A 19110-nucleotide genomic window follows, 5' to 3' on the forward strand; every position below is an offset into this window, starting at 1 on the left:
GCCGGGCCTGAGCCAATGCGGTCGCTACGTGGAGCGCGGGGGGATCCGGGGAGTCCGGTGATCCAATGCCAAGGGGAAGACTGGGTCCCCCTTGGCCAACACCTACCAAGCTACCTACTAAACCTGGACAGACGCAAACAAATCGCCATATATCCGGCATAGATCTACCTCGGTAGGTAAAGCGTCGGATACGTAACGCCACCAGGGCGGGCCCGCATTCCCCTCGGCCCGCCACTGTACGGAGGAGGTCACTGTACGGAGGAGGTCACGGCTCCGAGCGGGGCGGCGCGGCCGGCACCGGGTCCGCCGCGGGGCTGACGTCCCGCGACGGGCGCGGGCGCATGCCGAACAGGAAGCGGGTCACGGCGGTGCGGCGGACCAGCAGGTCGTACAGCGCGGCCATGACGGCGAGCGAGACGACGACGATCGCGGCGTACTTCACGGCGATCGGCGCCTCCCAGCCGACCACGACGTGGGCGACCGCGACGACGACCGGCTGGTGCAGCACGTAGAGCGGCAGCACGGCCTCGGCCAGGTACGCCCGCCGCCCGGACGCCGGCGAGCCGGGCGCGCCGCCGGACGCCGGACGGCGGGGGCGGTCGAGGAGTCCCAGGATGGCGGTGAGCCAGCACCAGCCCGCCGCCCCGTAGAGGAACCGCCCCGCCATGGCGAGCGGGTCCGGGCCGGTGAAGGCGGCGTCGCCGGCGACCAGCAGCACGGGCACGCCGGCGGCGAACAGCGCCAGCCCGGCCCCGGCGACCAGCCGCGCGTCCCGGCGCAGGGCGGTGCGGAAGCGCCCGTCGGCGGCGAAGGCGAAGCCGGCCAGGAAGAAGATCAGGTACGCCCACCGGTTCCATCCCGCGTACTCCTGCTCCAGCCCGGCCAGCGCGCAGAAGAGCGCGAGCGGCACGGCGGGCAGCAGGACCGCGCCCCGGCGGCGCAGCGCGTACGCGGCGGCCCGCTCCCGGAGCCGCGCCACCGGCCCGCCTGGCAGCCACCGGCTGAGCCCCGCCAGGATCATCGAGAACGTCAGCAGCAGCACCAGGAACCACAGGTGCCCGGTCTCGAAGAAGTCGCCTTGCAGCACGAACGGGACGTTCCCCGGCTCCAGGCGGATCCGGAAGAACCGGGGCAGGAACTCCAGGTACGAGATCCGCTCGCCGGTCTCGCCGCGCATCCGCAGCCACTGCGGGACCGGCACGAGCGCGACCGTCCCGAACACGAGGGGCACGCCCAGCCGCCGGAGGCGTTCGGCGGCGTAGCCGGCGGTGCCGCGCCGGCCCAGCGAGTGCCAGGCGCCGAGCCCGGCCACGAAGAACAGCAGCGGCATCGCCCACAGCACGCCGACGGCGGCGATGACGAGCGTGAGCTCGGTGGTCTCGGCGTTGTGCACGTAGAAGTCGTCGTGGGCGTCGAAGACCAGCGCGGAGTGGAAGAGCACGAGCCCGGCGACCATGAGGACGCGGAGCGAGTCGAGGTCGGCGCGCCGCATGTCAGGAGTCCCCGGCCGTGGCGTCGCGGTTGCGGAGGACCGTGCCCACCGTGACCATGGCGAGGACGAAGCCGGGCGGCAGCAGCCCGGTCGGCCAGAAGTCCACCGGGCACGGGTCCGAGGCGCTGACCACGGCCCAGACGGCGACGTTGCCCGCGAAGAGCGTCCCCCAGCCGGCCCAGAGCACCTTGGCCCAGCGGGGCAGGCGGCGCGGCCGGACGGAGGAGGCGGTGACCGTGGCCGCGGGACGGCCGGCGGGCAGGTCGGCGACCAGCGTGGCCAGCTCTCCCCTGGTCACCGACTGGTAGGCGCGGCCCATGCGGTCGTTGAACTCCCCGAAGTCGAGGCAGCCCTCCTCGACGGCGACCCGTAACCGCTCGGCGGCGGCCTCCCGATCGGCGTCGGAGGCGCGTACGTCGCGGTACTGGTCCATGGTCAAGCTCCCGCCTGTTCGTCGGGGAAGGGGCTGCGGGCGAGAAACGCGGAGATCTCCGCTTTCTCCGCCGCCGAAAGGTGCTCCTCGGCGCGGCGCCGATCGGCGACGGCGGGCAGGTACCGGCGGGCGGCGACGGTGTCCACGCCCGCCAGGAACGCCGCGAGCATCCCGCTCCGCCAGACGTCCATCGACGCCTCCAGGGGCGCGGTGGCGAGCACCAGCCATGTGCAGGCGACGTCCGCGCCGGCCGCGCCCCTGGCCGCGTTCGCCCAGTCGACGACCCTGGGCCCGTCCGGCGTCAGGAGCACGTTGGCGGGGTGCAGGTCCAGGTGGAGCAGCCGGTTGCCGGGCCCGCCCGGCGCGGCCTGGAGCCAGCCGGGGGCCTGGACGCGGGCGAGCGCGCGCAGCAGCGAGGCCAGCAGCCGCCCGTGTTCGGGCGCCCGCTCGGGGACGCGGACCGCCTCGGCCATGAGGCTCGGGCCGTTCACGCGCTCCATGAGGATGTCGGGGCCGTCGGCGTCGAAGACCTCGGGCGCGGGGAAGCCGTGCCGGCGCGCGTGGCGCATGACGGCGGCCTCGCGTTCGAGGCTCCGGCCGTCGCGGGCGCGGCGGACGACCCGGCCTGGCCCGGCCTCGAAGATCTCGCAGTCGCATCCCGACGCGATCAACGACCCCACATGCATAGGGGTCAGGTTAGGCAGTCAAGACGGGTCAAGAAATGTCGCACCACTGGCCGACTTTTCCGGCAACTACCTGCCACCTGCCGGGCGCCTCTTTCCCCGGAGGATCCGGCCACCATGGCTTCATCCGTATCTGCCCGCTCATATCCATCGGAACACGGGGAGGTGACACGTTGCTGGTGGCAACCGAGCTTGTCAAGCGGTACGGCACGATCCAGGCCCTCGACGGATTCTCGCTGAACGTGGAGCCCGGAGAGATCGTCGGGCTCCTCGGGCACAACGGCGCAGGCAAGACCACCTTCGTGGAGATCGTGTCCCACCTGGTCCGCCCCGACGGCGGCCGGGTGACCATCGACGGCAGGCCCCCGGCCGCCGCGCGCGGCGAGGTCGGCGTGGCGCCCCAGCACATCGCGCTGTACCCGTCCGCCACCGTGCGCGAGCACCTGGAGCTCTACGGCAGGCTCGCCGGGCTGCGGCGGGCCGCGCTGCGCGCGGCGATCGAGGAACTCTCGGCCGTCCTGCGGCTCGCCGGGCTCATGGAACGGCGGGCCGGCAAGCTCTCCGGCGGCCAGCAGCGCCGTACCCAGGCCGCGAGCGCCCTCGTGCACCGTCCCGGCCTGCTGCTGCTCGACGAGCCCACCGCGGGCGCCGACCTGGAGACCAGGCAGGCCATGCTGGACGTGGTCAAGCAGCGCGCAGGGGAGGGCGCCGCCGTCGTCTACACGACGCACTACCTGCCCGAGCTGACCGAGCTGCAGGCCACGATCGCGGTCGCCCGCGAGGGCCGGATCATCGCCAGGGGCGCCTGCGACGAGCTGCTGCGCGACCTGCCCGGCGAGGTCAGGGTGACCCTGGACGGCCAGGAGGAGATCGCGGTCTCCACCCGTGAGCCGGCCGCGACCCTCATCGACCTGCTCCGCCGCGTGGACCGCCCGGTCACCGGCGTGGACGTGCGCAACCCGTCCCTGGACGACCTCTACCGATCGCTGGCGGTCCACGATGCTCCTTGACACCCCGCCGAACGGCGCCGCCCCCGCCCCCGTGGCCGCCGCCCCGCGCGGGCTGGGCCTGCTCGACTCCGTCCACCGGATCGGGGCCCTGGCCCGGCACAACCTCACGCTGCGACTGCGCGACCCCGGCCAGATGATCAGCTACGTCGTCATGCCGATGGTGCTGATGCTGGTGCTGAAGCCCCTCTACGTCCGGGCCATGCCGGGCGGCACGACGCAGATCGCGACCGGCCTGATGGTGATGTTCTCGGTGTTCGCGATCTCCATGGCGGGCAACTCGATCCTGTCCGAGCGCACCTGGCGCACCTGGGACCGGCTGCGGGTCAGCCGGGCGCCGGCGTTCGAGCTGCTGATCGGCAAGACGCTGCCGCTGTTCGCGGTCATGATCGCGCAGCAGGCGATCCTGGTGGTGTACGGGGTGCTGGCCATCGGGCTGCCCATGCCGGCCAATCCCGGCCTGGTGCTGGCGGCCATCCTGGTCTGGGCGTTCGCGCTGCTGGCGATCGGCGCGGCGCTGGCCACGCTGGTGCGCAGCCACGGCGAGCTCAGCGTGATCTCCGACGTGGGCGCGCTCACCCTCAGCTCGCTGGGCGGGGCGCTGGTGCCGCTGAGCATCATGCCCGACTGGGCGCAGGCCGCCGCGCACGTCTCCCCCGGCTACTGGGCGCTGGCCATGATGCAGGCCGCGGTCCGTGCCGACCTGCCGGGCGTCCTGACGCCGGCCGCCGTCCTGCTGGGGCTCGGCCTGCTGGCCGGGGTGTTCGCCGCCCGCCGCCTGGCCCGCGGCTGGGGACGGGGCGGGCTGCTGTGAGTGCGACCTCCACCAAGAAAGGCGTCTCGATGAACCAGCACCATTCACCGGCCGGCTCACCGGCCGACGGCGGCATCGCGATCATCGGCATGGCCGGCCGGTTCCCCGGCGCCTCGGACATCCCGTCGTTCTGGCGCAACATCAGCACCGGTGTGGAGTCCTTCACCCGCTTCACCGACGAGGAGTTGCTGGAGGCGGGCGTCTCCCCCGCCGTCTTCCAGCAGCCGAACTACGTGCGGGCGCGGCCGGTCCTCGACGACGTGCGCGGCTTCGACGCCGGGTTCTTCGGCTACAACCCGCGCGAGGCGGCCCTCGCCGACCCTCAGCAGCGCATCTTCCTGGAGTGCGTGTGGGAGGTGCTGGAGTCGGCCGGGTACGCCGCCCCCGAGGGCCGCGGCAGCGTGGGCGTCTTCGCCGGCATGAACATCAGCGGCTACCTGCTGACCCGGCTCATGGCGTTCGAGATGGGCATCGACACCAGCGCGCTGATGATCGGCAACGACAAGGACTCGCTCGCCACGAACGTCTCCTTCCGCCTCGACCTGAACGGCCCGAGCCTGTCGGTGCAGACGTTCTGCTCGACCTCGCTGGTCGCCGTGCACCTGGCGAGCGAGAGCCTGCGGCGCGGCGAGTGCGACATGGCGGTGGCCGGCGGCGTGTCGGTGCGCATCCCCGACCGGGTCGGCTACCTGTGGGAGGAGGGCGGCCAGGAGTCGCCCGACGGGCACGTGCGCACGTTCGACGCCGAGGGCCGGGGCAGCATGTTCGGCGACGGCGCGGCGGTCGTCGTGCTCAAGCGGCTCGCGGACGCGGTCGCCGACCGGGACACCGTGCACGCCGTGATCCGGGCCTCGGCGATCAACAACGACGGCGCGGTCAAGTTCAGCTACCTGGCGCCCAGCATCGACGGCCAGCGCCGCTGCGTCTCGGCCGCGCTCGCCCGCGCCGGCGTCGACCCGGCCGACATCTCCTACGTCGAGGCGCACGGCACCGCGACCGAGGTCGGCGACCCGATGGAGGTGGCCGCCCTGACCCGGGCCTTCGGGCCGACCGCGCGCAAGCAGTACTGCGTGCTCGGCTCGATCAAGCCGAACGTGGGCCACCTCGACCGCGCCTCCGGCGCCACCGGCCTGATCAAGGTCGTGCAGTCGCTGCGCAACGAGCTGATCCCCGGCACGCTGCACTACCGCTCGCCCAACCCGGAGATCGACTTCGCGGCAAGCCCCTTCCGCGTCACGGCCGAGCCCACCCCGTGGCCGCGCGACCCCGACCGGCCGCGCGTCGCGGGCATCAGCTCGCTCGGGATGGGCGGCACCAACGCGCACGCCATCGTGACCGAGGCGCCGCTGCCGGAGCGGCGCGGGGCGCGTACCCGCCGCTGGCAGATCCTGCCGGTCTCGGCCCGCACCCAGGCCGCGGCCGAACGGTCGTGCGCCCGGCTGGCCGAGCACCTGACGGACACGGCCGACGACCTGGGGGACATCGCGTACACGCTGCAGGCCGGGCGCAGGGTGTTCGGGCACCGCAAGGTCGTCGTGGCCGACACGGCGCAGGCCGCCGCGGCCAGGCTCGCCGACCCCGCGGGCCCGCTCGGCCGGGCCGACGCGACCGTGGGCAGGAAGACCGGCTTCCTCATCGCGGGCGTCGGCGAGCAGTACCCCGGCATGGTGGCCGCCCTGTACGCCGAGGAGCCGGGCTTCCGCGCCGACGTGGACGAGTGCCTGGCCGTGCTCGGGCTGACGGAGCCCGCCCAGCTCTCGGAGATCTTCGTCCCCGCCGCGCCCCAGGCCGAGGACACGGCCGGCGACCTGGCCCGGCTGCTCGGCCGGGCCGGGCCCGGGTCCCCGCGCCCGGCCGGCGAGGCCCACCTCGTCCAGCCGGCGGTGTTCGTCGCCGAGTACGCGCTGGCCAGAAGGCTCATCCGGTGGGGCATCGAGCCGGACGTCATGATCGGCTACAGCCTCGGCGAGTACGTCGCCGCCTGCCTGGCGGGCGTGCTGTCGCTGCCCGACGCGCTGCGCCTGGTCGCCTACCGGGCCAAGCTCATCGCCTCCCGCCCCGAGGGGGCGATGCTCGCGGTCTCCGCCGACGAGCGGCGGCTGCGCGCGCTGCTGGGCGAGCTGTTCGAGCGGGAGCTGGACGTGGCCGTCCGCACCGGCTCGCAGGTGGTGCTGGCCGGGCCCGAGGACGCCGTCGAGGCCGCCGCCGCGCTGCTGCTCACGGCCAGGATCGGGCACCGGCGGCTGGAGACCACGCACGCCTTCCACTCGCGCATGCTGAAGCCGGTCGCCGGGGAGCTGACGGCGTGGATCGCCGACAACGTCACGCTCTCCCCGCCGGAGATCCCCTACCTCAGCAACGTGACCGGCGAGCCGGCCACCGCCGAGGTCGTCACCGATCCGGCGTACTGGGCGCGGCACATGTGCGAGACCGTCGAGTTCGGCGCGGGGCTCGGGCACCTGCTGGGGCAGGCCGACCTGGCGCTCGCCGAGATCGGGCCCGGCCAGTCGCTGGGCGCGCTCACCCGCGGGCACCCGGCCTGCGACCGGGCCCAGTGGCCGCTCATCGTGACGACGCTGCCCGCCGCGAACGACCCGCAGGACGCCGGCGCGGCCCTCGCCACGGCCGTGGCCCGCCTCTGGCTGACCGGCGTGCCCGTGGACTGGGCGGCGCTGCACGGGGACGAGCCCGCCGGTGACGTCGCCTGGCGGCCGGGGCGGGTCCCGCTGCCGACATACCCGTTCGAGCACCAGGACTACTGGCTGGACATCGACCAGAGCGCGGCCCGCGGCGGGGCCCCCGCGTTCGACGAGAGTGACCCGACGAGCATCGCCAAGGCGTATCCGCGCCTGCCCGACACCCGCTGGATCCACACGCCCGTCTGGAAGCAGACCACGCTCCGCCCGCCGCGCGAGGAGGAGGCCGGGCGCTGGCTCGTCTACACCGACGACGGTCCGGCCGGCGAGCTGGCCGCGCCGCTGCTGGCGTACCTGGAGGGGCGGGACGTGGTGCTCGTCCGGCCGGGCGAGCGCTTCTCCAGCGGTCCCGACGGCCTGCGGGTGCGTCCAGGCTCGCCCGAGGACGCCCTCGCCGCGCTGCGCGACCTCGCCGGCCGCGGCTGGGAGCCCGAGCGCGTCGTGCACCTGTGGCCGGCCACGGACGCGCCCGTCGAGGAGAGCCTCCAGCGCGGCCTGCACACCCTCGTCGCCCTCGCCCGCGCGGCCGGCGACCTCGGCCTGGGCGGCTGGACGCTGGACATCGTCACCTCGCGCGGCCAGCGCGTGCTGCCCGGCGACCGGGTGCGTCCCGCGCTCGGCACCCTGCTCGGCCCCACCCGGCTGATCCCCGTCGAGTACCCGCGGGTGCGCACCCGCCTCGTCGACGTGGACGACGCCTCCGGGGACGCCCTGCTCGCCGAGCTGCGCGCGGAACCGGCCGACCAGCTCGTCGGGCTGCGCGGCGGACGGCGCTGGATCCCCGACCACGAGGTGCTGGACGCGGCCGTCATCGAGGCCGGGCCCCCCGCGGCCGAGGTGCGCCGCGGCGGCGTCTACCTGGTGACCGGCGGACTCGGCGGCATCGGCCTCGCCATGGCCGAGCGGCTGGCCGAGCAGTTCCGGGCGCGGCTGGTGCTGCTCGGCCGGACGCCCGTGCCGCCCCGCGAGGAGTGGGACGCGATCCTCGCCTCCGACAGCGCCGTGCCCGAGGTCCGCAGGCGGCTGGAGGGGCTGCGGCGGCTGGAGGCGGCCGGCGCCGAGGTCGTCACCGTCGCCGGCGACGTCTCCCGCCCCGAGGACGCCCGCCGCGCCGTGGACGCCGCGATCGAGCGGTTCGGCGAGCTGAACGGCGTGCTGCACTGCGCGGGCGTGCCCGCCGTCGGGCTCATGCAGTTCAAGACCGTCGCCGACATGGAACGGGTGCTGGCCCCCAAGGTCATGGGCACGCTCGCGCTCGCCGCCGCGCTGCGCGAGGCGCTGCCGGACCGGCCGGCGGACTTCCTGGCGCTGTACTCCTCCACGACCTCCGCCACCGGCGGCGGCGCGGGCCAGGTCGACTACTGCGCCGCCAACGCCTTCCTGGACGCCTTCGCGCTCGGCGAGGACCTGCCCGGCACCGCGATCGTCTCGGTCGGCTGGTGCGAGTGGACGTGGAACGGCTGGACCGAGGGCCTGGAGAACTACGACGAGGGCTCCAAGCAGTACTTCGCCTGGTACCGGGAGAACTTCGGCCTCACCTTCGACCAGGGCTGGCAGACGCTGCTGCGGGCGCTGGCGAGCGGCGAGCGGCACGTCGTGGCCTCCACGCAGGACTTCGCGCCGCTGGTGGCGATGAGCCGCAGGTCGTCCATCGAGAGCCACCAGGCGACGGTGAAGAAGCTCCGGGACGCCTTCGGCCGGCACCCCCGCCCCGACCTGTCCACCGCCTACGTCGAGCCGCAGTCGGAGACGGAGGAGACCATCGCCGCCGTGTGGTCGGAGGCGCTGGGCCTGGAGCAGGTGGGCGTGCACGACAACTTCTTCGAGCTGGGCGGCAACTCGCTGCTCGGCATGGAGATCATCGCCGACGTCAGAAGGGCGCTCGGGCTGTCGTACCTGCCGCCGCACATCCTCTACCAGGCCCCGACGATCGCCTCGCTCGCCGAGGCCGCGCGGGCGGACCAGGACGCGGGCGAGCAGCCGAGCCAGGACAGGGACCAGCAGCGGTCCCGCATCGCCCAGCGGCGCAACATGCTCAAGAGCGGAAGGACGTCATGACCGGAACCGACATGACAGGAACGGACGCGGCCGGCGCCGACTACGACTCCGCGGTGGCGCTGGTCGGCATGTCCGGGCGTTTCCCCGGCGCCGGGAGCGTCGCCGAGCTGTGGGAGAACCTGCTCGCCGGGGTCAAGGGGCTGCGCACGATCACCGAGGAGGAGCTGCGCGAGGCCGGGGTCGAGCCGGGCCGGCTGGCCGACCCGCGGTACGTGCGCGTCGGCGGCCCGCTGGACGGCCTCGACCGCTTCGACGCCACGGTGTTCGGCATCAACCCGCGTGAGGCCGAGACGATGGACCCGCAGCACCGGCTGTTCCTGGAGTGCTCGTGGGAGGCGCTGGAGGCGGCCGGCTACTGCCCGACGGACGTGCCGGGGCAGGTGGCGGTGTTCGGCGGGTGCGGGTTCCCCGACTACATCGTGCAGAACCTGCAGCACCTGCCTGCGCAGCCGGGCGGCGCGCTGCTCATGGCCGTGGGCAACGAGCGGGACTCGCTGGCGTCGCTGGTGTCGTACAAGCTGGGGCTGCGCGGGCCGGCCGTGTCGGTGCAGACGTTCTGCTCGACCTCGCTGGTCGCGGTGCACCTGGCCTGCCAGAGCCTGCTGACGTACGAGTGCGACGTGGCGGTGGCGGGCGGGGCGTTCACGCCGCTCCCCCAGCCCTCCGGCTACCTGTACGAGCAGGGCGGCATCATGTCGCCCGACGGGCGGGTGCGCAGCTTCGACGCCGAGGCGGCGGGCACGGTGATGGGCAGCGGGGCCGGCGTGGTGGCGCTCAAGCGCATGTCGGACGCGCTGCGGGACGGCGACGTCGTCCACGCGGTGATCCTGGGCTCGGCGGCCAACAACGACGGGCGGCTGCGCGCCGGCTACACCGCGCCGGGCGTGGACGGCCAGGCCGACGTGATCGACTCGGCGCTCGGCGTGGCCGGGGTCAAGCCGGACACGGTCGGCTACGTCGAGTGCCACGCGACCGGCACCATGCTGGGCGACTCGATCGAGCTGGCGGCCATGAACCGGGTGTTCTCCACGCCGCGCGAGACGCCGTGCGTGCTGGGCTCGCTCAAGCCGAGCCTCGGCCATCTGGACCGGGCCTCCGGCGTCACCGGGCTGATGCGGGCGGCGATGGCGCTCAAGCACGAGGTGCTGCCCGGCGTGCCGGGCTACGCGACGCCGAACCCGGCGCTGGCCTCGGCGCAGGACCGCTTCACGGTGCTGACGGAGGACCGGCCGTGGCCGGCGGGCCCGGGGCCGCGGCGGGCCGGGGTGAGCTCGTTCGGGCTCGGCGGGACGAACGCGCACGTGGTGCTGGAGCAGGCGCCGCCGCGCCCGGAGCGGCCCGCGCGGCCGGGTCCGCACCTGCTGGTCCTCAGCGCCGCCGACGAGCAGGCGCTCGGCGAGGTGACCGAGCGGCTGCGCCGCCGGCTGGCGGAGGGCGGCGCGGGCGAGGACCTGGCGGACGTGGCGTTCACGCTCCAGGTGTCGCGGGGCGGCTTCGCGCTGCGCCGCGCGGTGGTGTGCAGGGACCGGGCGGACGCGGTGGCGGCGCTGGGCGACCCCGCCCGGTGGATCGGCGGCAGGACGCAGCGGCGCAACCCCAAGGTCCGGCTGGTCGTGCCGGACGCCGCGCCCGACGCCGGCTGGTGGGACGAGCTGCGCGCGGCGGTCGGCACGGTCCTGCGGCACGGGCCCGCGCCCGCCTCGTCCTCCAGGGAGGCGGCGCTGGGCGCGCTCGCCGACGCCCTCGGCGCCCTCGGCGTCCCGGTCCTCCGCGACCCCGCCGCCGGGCAGGCGCGGCCGGCCGGACAGGGCCAGGCGGTCGGGCAGGGCCAGGCGGTCGGGCAGGGCCAGGCGGTCGGGCAGGGCCAGGCGGTCGGGCAGGGCCAGGCGGTCGGGCAGGGCCAGGCGGTCGGGCAGGTCGAGGAGGTCGTGGTGGGGCCCGAGGAGGGGCTGACCGCGGCCGAGTGGCTGCTCGCGACCGTGGCGCGGCTGTGGCTGGCGGGCGCCGCGCCCGACTGGGCCGCGCTGCACGGCGGCGAGGGCCGCCGGGTCGAGCTGCCCACCTACCCGTTCCAGCGCCGCCGCTTCTGGGTGAAGGCCGCGCCCCCGCAGGCGGCGGCCCAGGCGGGCGAGGGCAAGACGTACGACCGGGCCCGCTGGACCCACCTGCCGACCTGGCGGCAGCGGCCCCTCCCGGTCGCCGGTCTGGACGAACGGCTGCGCGAGGCCGGCCCGTGGCTGGTGTTCGCCGCCGACGAGCGGGGCGAGGCCCTGGTCAGACGGCTGGGCGAGGCGGGGGCCGACGTGACCGCGGTCCGCGTCGGCGACCGGTTCGCGATGGAGGACAGCGGCGACTTCACCATCCGGGCCGACAAGCCGGACGACGTGGCCGAGCTGATGTACTCGCTGGTGGCCATGCCGCGCGCGATCGTCCACGGGCTGAGCCTCGCCGCCGTCCCGCCCGAGCCGGGGGCGGATCCGGTGGCGCACTTCGCCGCCGGGCAGCGCCTCGGCTTCTACTCCGCGCTCGCCCTGGCGAGGGAGCTGGTGGACAACACCGGCGCCGCGCCGCGGGCCGAGCTGGTGCTGCTCACCCCGCAGGCGGTCGGCGTGGCCGGGCCCGACCTGCGGCATCCCGAGCACGCCACGCTGGCCGCGCTCGCTCCGTCCCTGCAGCAGGAGAACCCGCGGCTGCGCTGCCGGCACCTCGACGTCGACGCCGTCTCCGGCGCCGCCGCGGCCGACGCGCAGGCCGTCCGGGTGCTGGCCGCCGCGGTCTGCCCGCACGAGGGCCCGATGGCGGTGCGCGGCGAGGAGACGTGGCTGCGGCACTACGAGCCCTACCCGGTGCCGGAGCCGGAGCCGGAGGAGCGGCCCTTCCACGACGGCGACACGGTCCTGATCACCGGCGGCCTCGGCGACGTCGGCCTGGTGCTCGCCCGGCACCTGGCCGACCGGTACGGCTGCCGCCTCGTCCTCACCGTGCGCTCCCCGCTGCCGCCCCGCGAGGAGTGGGACGCCTACCTGTCCGCGCCCCCGCCCGGCGGCGAGCGCACCGCCCGGCACCTCGGCAACCTCCTGGACCTGGAGCGCCGGGGCGCGAGCGTGCTCGCCCTGTCGGCGGACGTGGCCGACGAGGAGCGGATGGCGGCCGTGGTCGCCGCCGCCGTCGAGCGGTTCGGCGGGATCGACGTGGTGGTGCACGGCGCGGGCGTGCAGGACGGCGCGTACTTCAACTTCGCCCACCTCATGGACCGGCCGCAGTGCGAGGCGCACCTGGCGGCCAAGGTGACCGGCTTCCACGTGCTGCAGAAGGTGCTCGGCGGGCACGCGGCCGACCGGCGGATCACGCTGTCGTCGATCGCGGCGGTGCTCGGCGGCATGACGCTCGGCCCGTACGCGGCGGCCAACGCGGCGCTCGACGCGTACGTGCGCGTGGCGCGGGCCGAGGGCGCCGGCCGCTGGGTGACGGTGGACTGGGACACCTGGAACATCGACCCCGACCGGGTCGCCGGGCACAGCGGCGCGGTGATCGACTACGCGATGACGCCCGCCGAGGGCCTGGACGTCCTGGAGCGGGCCCTGTCGGCCGCCGACCGGGCCGGCCACCTGGTGATCTCGACCGGTTCGCTGGAGGCCAGGATCGCCCAGTGGGTCACCGGCGACCTGCACGAGGGCGACGACGACTTCGACGACCGCGAGCGCCATCCCCGCCCGGAGCTGAACAACCCGTACGTGGAGCCGCGCGAGGGCACCGAGGCGGCGCTCGCCGACATCTGGTCGCGGGTGCTCGGCATCGAGCCGATCGGCGCGCTGGACAACTTCTTCGAGCTGGGCGGCCACTCGCTGCTGGCGATCGAGCTGACCACGAGGATCCGCCGGAGCCTCGCCGCGTCGGTGCCGGTGACCGGCCTGCTGGAGTGCCCGACGGTCCGCCTGCTGGCCGAGCTGCTGGACGACCGCGACGAGGGGGACGCCTGATGAAGCAGCCGGACTACCTGCGGGCCGTGCAGGGCTTCGCCCGGCGCGAGCTGCTGGGCAAGGAGGCGTACCTGGACGCGCTGGCCGAGGCGCCGCTGCCGCTCTACGGGCGCTTCGCCGGCACCGGGCTGGCGAACTGGTGGATGCCGAAGGAGTTCGGCGGGCCCGGCATGGGGCTGGAGGAGGGCGTGCGGATCGCCGCCGAGCTCGCCTACGCCGACGCCGGCGCGGCCTTCACCCTGTTCATCCCGGTGCTGGCCACCAGCATGGTCAACTGGTACGGCGACGCCGAGCTGAGGGAGCGCCACCTCGGGCCGCTGGTGGCCGGGAACGGCTTCTGCGCCACGCTCGGCAGCGAGCACGCCGCCGGCAGCGAGCTGGCCAGGATCTCCACCACCGCGCGGCGCGAGGGCGGCGCGGTGGTCCTCGACGGGCGCAAGGCGTTCTCCACCAACACCGACTTCGCGCGGTTCATCGTGGTGATCGCGCGGGCCGAGGACGACCCGGCCGGCTACCTGGCCGTCCTGGTGCCGCGCGACACGCCGGGGATCACCGTGGAGAAGCGGTGGGACGTGATCGGGCTGCGCTCGTCGGCGACGTACCAGGTGGCGCTGTCCGGCGTGCGCGTCCCGGCCGGGAACGTGCTGCGCGGCAACGGGCTGCGCCTGCTGGAGGTGGGGCTGAACGCCAGCCGCATCCTCATCGCCGCCACGGCGCTCGGCATCGCCCGCCGGGTGCGGGACGTGTGCATGGAGTACGCGAAGTCGAAGTCGGTCAAGGGCGCGCCGCTGACCGCGAACGCGGTGTTCGCGGGGCGGCTCGGGCAGTTCGAGATGCAGATCGAGGTCATGGCGAACCAGTGCCTGGCGGCGGCGCGGGCGTACGACGAGATCGCCGCCCGTCCTGACGCGGGCGAGGAGTTCCTGCGGGTGGGGACGCTGAAGCAGGCGCTGACGACGAAGATGTTCTGCGGTCAGACGGGCTGGGGGATCGCCTCGACGGCGTCGGAGATGTTCGGCGGGCTGGGCTACACGCACGAGTCGGTGATCGGCAAGCTGCTGCGCGACATGCGGTATGTGTCCATCGTGGAGGGCGGCGACGACGTGCTGCGTGACCTGGTGTTCAGCCGGTACGTGGTGCCGGTGTCGAAGCGATCGTGACCAGCGCGGCGGCGTAGCCGGGGGCGACGGCGAGCCAGCGTACGGGGCCGGAGAGGGAGCGCGACCTCAGCGAGGTGGCGCTCCCTTCGCGCGTGCCGGGGCGTTCGGTGACCAGGACGTCGGTCAGGCCCGCGAGGCCGGCGCCGGTGGCCTTCACGAACGCCTCCTTGGCGGTCCACAGGCGGAAGTAGCCGCCCGTCCGCGCGGCGCCGGGGGCGGCGGCGCGCAGGCGGGCGGTCTCCTCCGGCTGGTAGAGGCGGGCCGCCATGGCCAGGGGGTCGAGGTCGTCGCGCATCCGCTCCACGTCGGCCCCGGCCCGCGTGCCCGGGGGCGCGAGCGCGATCAGCGCCCACGCGTCGGAGTGCGACAGGTTGAAGTCCGGCGCTCCGCCGCCGGCCGGCGGGTGCAGGCAGGGGCGGCCCGCCTCGTCCGCGGTCAGGCGGACCCGGTGCGGGGGGACGCCGCAGGCGCGGCCGAGCACGGTGCGCAGGGCGGCGTGCGCGGCGACGTAGCGGCGCCGGTCGAGCGCCGTGGCCAGCCCCAGCGCCCGCTCCCGCTCGCCCGCGGACAGGCACTCCCACCGTCCCGGCCGCTCGGGCCCGTCGAGGAACACCCGCCACGCCCGCGCCCCGGGGCCGGTCACGCCCATGGCCGCAGCGCCTCCGCGACGATCGCGTGCGTCCTGGCGGCCTGCTCGAAGACGGCGAAGTGCCCGCCCTGGAAGGCGTGCAGGTCGAACGGCCCGGCGGTCAGCGCCTCCCAGCCGGCGACCTTCGCGAACGCCACCCGGGGGTCGGCGTCGCTCGGCATCGCCGTTACCGGCACGTCGAGCGGCGGCTCCGCCTCGTACCGGTAGGTCTCCTTCACGGTGAAGTCGGCCTGCACGGCGGGCAGGATCATCTCCAGCGCCCCCTGGTCGGCCAGCAGCCACTCGGGCGTGCCGCCCAGCGTGCGCAGCAGCGCCACGACCTGCGCCCTGCTCATCCGGCCGACCGGCGGCCCGTCCTCGCGGGTGAGGTGGGGCGCGTCGGAGCCGGAGACGAACAGGTGGACGGGCCGCGGCCCGCCGCGCCGCCGGATCTCGCGGACCAGCTCGAACGCCACGATCGCGCCGAGGCTGTGCCCGTAGAGGGCGTAGCGGCGGCCGGCCGCGGCCGTCTCGACGTCGGCGAGCACGGCGTCGGCGAGGTCGGACACCAGCGGCGGCATCCGCTCGTAGGGCGTTTCCCTGTGCCGGGACTCGCGTCCCGGCGGCTGCACCGGCTGGACGGCGACGCCCGGCAGCTTGCCCTGCCAGGTGCGGAAGGCCGAGGCCGCTCCCCCGGCGTGCGGCAGGCAGTACAGCGGCAGCGCGCCGGGCTCCGCGCCCGTGAGGGCGCGGAACGGCAGCCACCGCGACAGCACGTCGTCGCCGACGGTGACGCTCATGTCGTGATCTCCAGCCGCACGTAGGGAGGCGGCGGCTGCACCGCCTCCAGGTCCGCCTCCAGCACCACGTGGGCGCCGTCCCGCTCGACCTCGCGGAAGCCGGCGAAGGCGTAGGTGATCTGCATCATCCGGTTGCGCCCGGTCTCGACGAAGTCGGCGCGCAGGGCGACGCCCTCGGCGGCGGCCAGCCGCAGGAGGTGGTTGAGCAGCACCATGCCGACGCCCCTGGACATCACCCGGCACGACATCAGCATCATGCGCAGCCACCAGGCGTCCGGCCCCTTCTCCACCAGGGCCAGCCCGATCTTGCCGTAACTGCCGAAGCGGTCGGTCAGGGAGGCGACCAGGAGCAGGTGGTCAGGCGACTCGCGCAGGGCGTCCAGCTCCTCGTAGGAGTAGGTGCGCCCGGTGGAGTTGAGCTGGTTGGTGCGCACGGTCAGCTCCTCGGCCCGCTGGAGGTCCTCCCTGCGGGCGGGCGCGATGGCGAACTCCATCTCCAGCCCGGCCAGGAACTCCTCGCTGGTGCCGACGAACGCGCCCTCCAGCTCGTCCCTGGCGAGCTGCCCCCGGTACATCTCGCGCCGCCGCGCCGACTCGTCGGTGACGAAGCGCGGCCGGAACTCCGGCCTGGCCAGCGCCTCCTCCAGCTCCAGCACGTCCACGCAGACGACCTCGGGCAGCTCGTGCGCGACCTCGGCGCGCTCGAACTCCTGGTCGTCGACGAAGGCGAAGGCGTCCACGCCCAGGTTGAGCGCCTTGGCGATGGACCTGATCGACTCGGACTTGGCGTTCCAGTTGATCTGGGGGTGGAGGAACAGCTCGGCCAGGCCGAGCGCGGTCAGCCGCTCCATCGCGGCGTCGTGGTCGTTCTTGCTGGCGATCGAGTGCAGGACGCCCTTGCGGTCGAGCTCGCGGATGCGCTCGACCACGGCCGGCCGCGCGGTGACCTCGCCGTCCTCCAGCAGCACCCCGTCCCAGAGGGTGTTGTCGAGGTCCCAGACGATGCACTTGACGCGGCCCCGGCGGGGCTTCTCCGGGGCCACGAAGGCGCCGGAGCCCTGCCGTTCGGTGGTCACGCTCATGAGGTCGTCTCCCGTTCCGCCTGGGCGGCGATGGTGATGCGCTGGATCTCGTTGCTGCCCTCGATGATCTCCATGACCTTGGCGTCCCGGTACAGCCGCGCGACCGGGTAGTCCGGGCTGCACCCGTTCGCGCCGTGGATCTGGACGGCCTCGGCGGCGTGCCGGACCGCGGCCGTGGAGGCGAAGTACTTCGCGATCCAGGTGGCCATGATCGTGCCGGACTCGCCGGCGTCCTTGAGCCGGCCGGCCTCGGCGAGCAGCAGCCGGGCCGCCCGCGCGTCGGTCACCATGTCGGACAGCTTGGCCTGGATGAGCGGCAGCTCGGCGAGCGCCCTGCCGCCGACCCGGCGCTCGGCGGCGTACGCGGCCGACGCCTCCAGGCACGCCTGGACGATGCCGACCGAGCCGGCCGCCACGCTGTAGCGGCCGAGGTCGAGCGTGCCGGTCAGCACCATGCCGGCGGTGAAGCCGCTCGGGCCGAGCAGCGCGTCCCCGCCGAGCGCGACGTCCCTGAAGGTGATCTCGGCGAGCATGGAGGCGCGGGTGCCGAGCATGTCGTCGATGGGCCGCACCTCGACGCCGGGGGCGTCGCGCGGCACCAGGAACGCTCCGATGCTGGTGGCGGTGCGGGCGAACACCAGGAACAGGTCCGCCCGCTGGCCGCCCGTGGTCCACGTCTTGACGCCGTTGAGCAGCCAGCCGTCGCCGCGCTCGGCGGCGGTCGTGGTGATGCCCGAGGTGTCGCTGCCGGCGCCCGGCTCCGACAGGCAGAACGCGCCGAGCACGTCGCCGGCCGCGAGCGCGGGCGTCCAGCGTTCCCGCTGGGCGGGGGTGCCCCAGCGTTGCACGGTCCAGGACACCATGGTGTGCACGGTCAGCAGGCTGCGCAGCGACGAGCAGCCGCGGCCCACCTCCTCGTGCACCTCACCGAGCGTGACCAGGTCCATCCCGGCCCCGCCCGACCCGACCGGCAGGAACGGCGCCCAGAGGCCCGCCGCGGCGGTCAGCCGCAGCAGGTCCTCGGGGACCCGGCCGCTCCTGTCGTAGGCGTCGGCGTACGGCACGACGTGGGTGTCGACGAACGCCCGGGCCGAGCTCCGGTCGACGACCCGGGGCGGCGCCGTGGCGACGAGCGTCACGCGACGGCCAGGGTGGGCGAGAGCCGGGCCACCAGCTCGGCCATGGCGGTCGCGGTGCGGAAGTTGTCGATGCGCAGCTCCTCGTTGGGGATGGTGACGCCGAACGTCTTCTCCACGAACATCACCAGCTCCATCGCGAACAGCGAGTTCACGAAGCCGAGCGCGAAGATGTCCTGCGTCCCGTCGATCTCGGCCTGCGGGTACCTGTCGCGGACGAAGCCGAGGATCTGCTCCTTGACGGTGTTCGACATGCCGTACTCCTTCTGATGGGTCAGTTGGCGGTGGCGTAGGTGTAGAAGCCGCGGCCGGACTTGCGGCCGTGCAGCCCCGCGTCGGTCATCTGCTTGAGCAGCGGGCAGGGCCGGTACTTGCTGTCGGCGTAGTGCTCGTAGAGCACCTCGACGCTGTAGAGGATCGTGTCGACGCCGATGAGGTCGGCGGTCTCCAGCGGGCCCATGGGGTGGCCGAAGCAGCTGCGGAAGACCTCGTCCACCGACTCGGCGTCGGCGACGCCCTCGTGCACGAGGTAGGCGGCCTCGTTCACGGTGAGCATGAGGACCCGGTTGGAGATGAAGCCGCAGGAGTCCTTGACGTCCACGGACTTCTTGCCCATGGCGGTCAGCAGGTCGCGGGTGCGCTGGACGGTGCCGGGCGAGGTGTGGAAGCCGGGGATCAGCTCCACGGCGGGCTTGGCGGGCACCGGGTTCATGAAGTGCACGCCGATCACCTTGTCGGGCCGGCCGGTGACGGCGGCGACCTTGGTGATGGGGATGGCGGAGGTGTTGACCACGAAGACGGTGCCGGGGCCGCACGCGGCGTCGAGCTCCTCGTACACCTCCCGCTTGACGTCCCAGTTCTCGGTGACGTTCTCGATGACCAGGTCGCACTTGGCGGCGCCGCCGACGCCGACGGAGGTGGTGATCCTGGCCAGCACCTCGTCGGGGTCGAGGGCGGGGCCGCCCATGAGCCGGCTGAGCCGGGTGTTGCGCGCGATGGCGCCGAGCGCGTCGGCGAGTGTCTTCTCGTCCTTGTCGACCAGGACCACGTCGTGGCCGGTCTGGGCGAGGTTCTGCGCGACGCCGACGCCCATCACGCCGGCGCCGATGACTCCGATCACGGTCATGTCCGCTCCGTTCCG

Annotated in this window: 14 protein-coding genes; 5 read left to right on the forward strand and 9 right to left on the reverse strand. The window is 74.4% G+C overall.

Going from position 1 to position 19110, the window contains the following annotated elements; all coding sequences use genetic code 11:
* Window positions 1-265 precede the first annotated feature (265 nt).
* From Nocox_RS25445 to Nocox_RS25455, 3 genes are read right to left on the reverse strand one after another with little or no spacing between them, the layout of a single operon-like run.
* Complete coding sequence (locus Nocox_RS25445; RefSeq protein ID WP_020541006.1) at window positions 266-1492, reverse strand: acyltransferase family protein; 1227 nt, start codon at window positions 1490-1492, stop codon at window positions 266-268.
* 1 nt (window position 1493) lies between these two features.
* A complete protein-coding gene (locus tag Nocox_RS25450; protein ID WP_020541005.1) occupies window positions 1494-1925 on the reverse strand; it encodes a DUF1707 SHOCT-like domain-containing protein in 432 nt (143 codons plus the stop codon).
* 2 nt (window positions 1926-1927) lie between these two features.
* Window positions 1928-2611 (reverse strand): phosphotransferase, encoded by a 684-nt coding sequence (locus Nocox_RS25455; protein WP_084685299.1) that lies wholly within the window; start codon window positions 2609-2611, stop codon window positions 1928-1930.
* 176 nt (window positions 2612-2787) lie between these two features.
* Here Nocox_RS25455 and Nocox_RS25460 point away from each other — a divergent pair, with 176 nt between their 5' ends.
* The 5 genes from Nocox_RS25460 to Nocox_RS25480 are packed head-to-tail and all read left to right on the forward strand — an operon-like array spanning window position 2788 to window position 14323.
* Entirely contained in the window at window positions 2788-3618 is an 831-nt protein-coding gene (locus tag Nocox_RS25460; RefSeq protein WP_246649543.1) for an ABC transporter ATP-binding protein, read from the forward strand.
* A complete protein-coding gene (locus tag Nocox_RS25465; protein ID WP_020541002.1) occupies window positions 3608-4429 on the forward strand; it encodes an ABC transporter permease in 822 nt (273 codons plus the stop codon). Before Nocox_RS25460 ends, Nocox_RS25465 begins: the two co-directional genes overlap by 11 nt.
* Window positions 4430-4458: 29 nt before the next feature.
* Complete coding sequence (locus Nocox_RS25470) at window positions 4459-9183, forward strand: type I polyketide synthase (protein ID WP_026213891.1); 4725 nt, start codon at window positions 4459-4461, stop codon at window positions 9181-9183.
* Window positions 9180-13163, forward strand: coding sequence for an SDR family NAD(P)-dependent oxidoreductase (locus Nocox_RS43760; RefSeq protein ID WP_051112442.1), 3984 nt, complete (start codon window positions 9180-9182; stop codon window positions 13161-13163). The genes Nocox_RS25470 and Nocox_RS43760 overlap by 4 nt, the downstream gene beginning before the upstream one ends.
* Window positions 13163-14323 carry an acyl-CoA dehydrogenase family protein gene (locus tag Nocox_RS25480; RefSeq protein ID WP_020541001.1) on the forward strand — a complete coding sequence of 387 codons (1161 nt, stop codon included), beginning with the start codon at window positions 13163-13165 and terminating at the stop codon, window positions 14321-14323. Before Nocox_RS43760 ends, Nocox_RS25480 begins: the two co-directional genes overlap by 1 nt.
* Here Nocox_RS25480 and Nocox_RS25485 read toward each other — a convergent pair.
* From Nocox_RS25485 to Nocox_RS25510, 6 genes are read right to left on the reverse strand one after another with little or no spacing between them, the layout of a single operon-like run.
* A complete protein-coding gene (locus tag Nocox_RS25485) occupies window positions 14286-14972 on the reverse strand; it encodes a 4'-phosphopantetheinyl transferase family protein (RefSeq protein WP_020541000.1) in 687 nt (228 codons plus the stop codon). The genes Nocox_RS25480 and Nocox_RS25485 overlap by 38 nt on opposite strands.
* Window positions 14963-15751, reverse strand: a complete 789-nt coding sequence (locus Nocox_RS25490; protein ID WP_020540999.1) for a thioesterase II family protein — start codon at window positions 15749-15751, stop codon at window positions 14963-14965. The genes Nocox_RS25485 and Nocox_RS25490 overlap by 10 nt, the downstream gene beginning before the upstream one ends.
* Entirely contained in the window at window positions 15748-16833 is a 1086-nt protein-coding gene (locus Nocox_RS25495) for an HAD-IIIC family phosphatase (protein WP_020540998.1), read from the reverse strand. The genes Nocox_RS25490 and Nocox_RS25495 overlap by 4 nt, the downstream gene beginning before the upstream one ends.
* Complete coding sequence (locus tag Nocox_RS25500) at window positions 16830-17972, reverse strand: acyl-CoA dehydrogenase family protein (RefSeq protein ID WP_020540997.1); 1143 nt, start codon at window positions 17970-17972, stop codon at window positions 16830-16832. Before Nocox_RS25500 ends, Nocox_RS25495 begins: the two co-directional genes overlap by 4 nt.
* Window positions 17969-18223, reverse strand: coding sequence for an acyl carrier protein (locus tag Nocox_RS25505; protein WP_020540996.1), 255 nt, complete (start codon window positions 18221-18223; stop codon window positions 17969-17971). Before Nocox_RS25505 ends, Nocox_RS25500 begins: the two co-directional genes overlap by 4 nt.
* 20 nt (window positions 18224-18243) lie before the next feature.
* Entirely contained in the window at window positions 18244-19095 is an 852-nt protein-coding gene (locus tag Nocox_RS25510) for a 3-hydroxyacyl-CoA dehydrogenase family protein (RefSeq protein WP_020540995.1), read from the reverse strand.
* Between the last annotated feature and the right edge of the window lie 15 nt (window positions 19096-19110).

The sequence above is a fragment of the Nonomuraea coxensis DSM 45129 genome (assembly GCF_019397265.1).
Lineage (GTDB): Bacteria > Actinomycetota > Actinomycetes > Streptosporangiales > Streptosporangiaceae > Nonomuraea > Nonomuraea coxensis.

Coding starts and splice junctions, on each gene's coding strand:
- Nocox_RS25480 (WP_020541001.1), top strand. CDS start 13,163: ATGAAGCAGCCGGACTACCTGCGGGCCGTGCAGGGCTTCGCCCGGCGC.
- Nocox_RS25495 (WP_020540998.1), bottom strand. CDS start 16,833: ATGAGCGTGACCACCGAACGGCAGGGCTCCGGCGCCTTCGTGGCCCCG.
- Nocox_RS25470 (WP_026213891.1), top strand. CDS start 4,459: ATGAACCAGCACCATTCACCGGCCGGCTCACCGGCCGACGGCGGCATC.
- Nocox_RS25445 (WP_020541006.1), bottom strand. CDS start 1,492: ATGCGGCGCGCCGACCTCGACTCGCTCCGCGTCCTCATGGTCGCCGGG.
- Nocox_RS25485 (WP_020541000.1), bottom strand. CDS start 14,972: ATGGGCGTGACCGGCCCCGGGGCGCGGGCGTGGCGGGTGTTCCTCGAC.
- Nocox_RS25465 (WP_020541002.1), top strand. CDS start 3,608: ATGCTCCTTGACACCCCGCCGAACGGCGCCGCCCCCGCCCCCGTGGCC.
- Nocox_RS43760 (WP_051112442.1), top strand. CDS start 9,180: ATGACCGGAACCGACATGACAGGAACGGACGCGGCCGGCGCCGACTAC.
- Nocox_RS25505 (WP_020540996.1), bottom strand. CDS start 18,223: ATGTCGAACACCGTCAAGGAGCAGATCCTCGGCTTCGTCCGCGACAGG.
- Nocox_RS25455 (WP_084685299.1), bottom strand. CDS start 2,611: ATGCATGTGGGGTCGTTGATCGCGTCGGGATGCGACTGCGAGATCTTC.
- Nocox_RS25510 (WP_020540995.1), bottom strand. CDS start 19,095: ATGACCGTGATCGGAGTCATCGGCGCCGGCGTGATGGGCGTCGGCGTC.
- Nocox_RS25450 (WP_020541005.1), bottom strand. CDS start 1,925: ATGGACCAGTACCGCGACGTACGCGCCTCCGACGCCGATCGGGAGGCC.
- Nocox_RS25490 (WP_020540999.1), bottom strand. CDS start 15,751: ATGAGCGTCACCGTCGGCGACGACGTGCTGTCGCGGTGGCTGCCGTTC.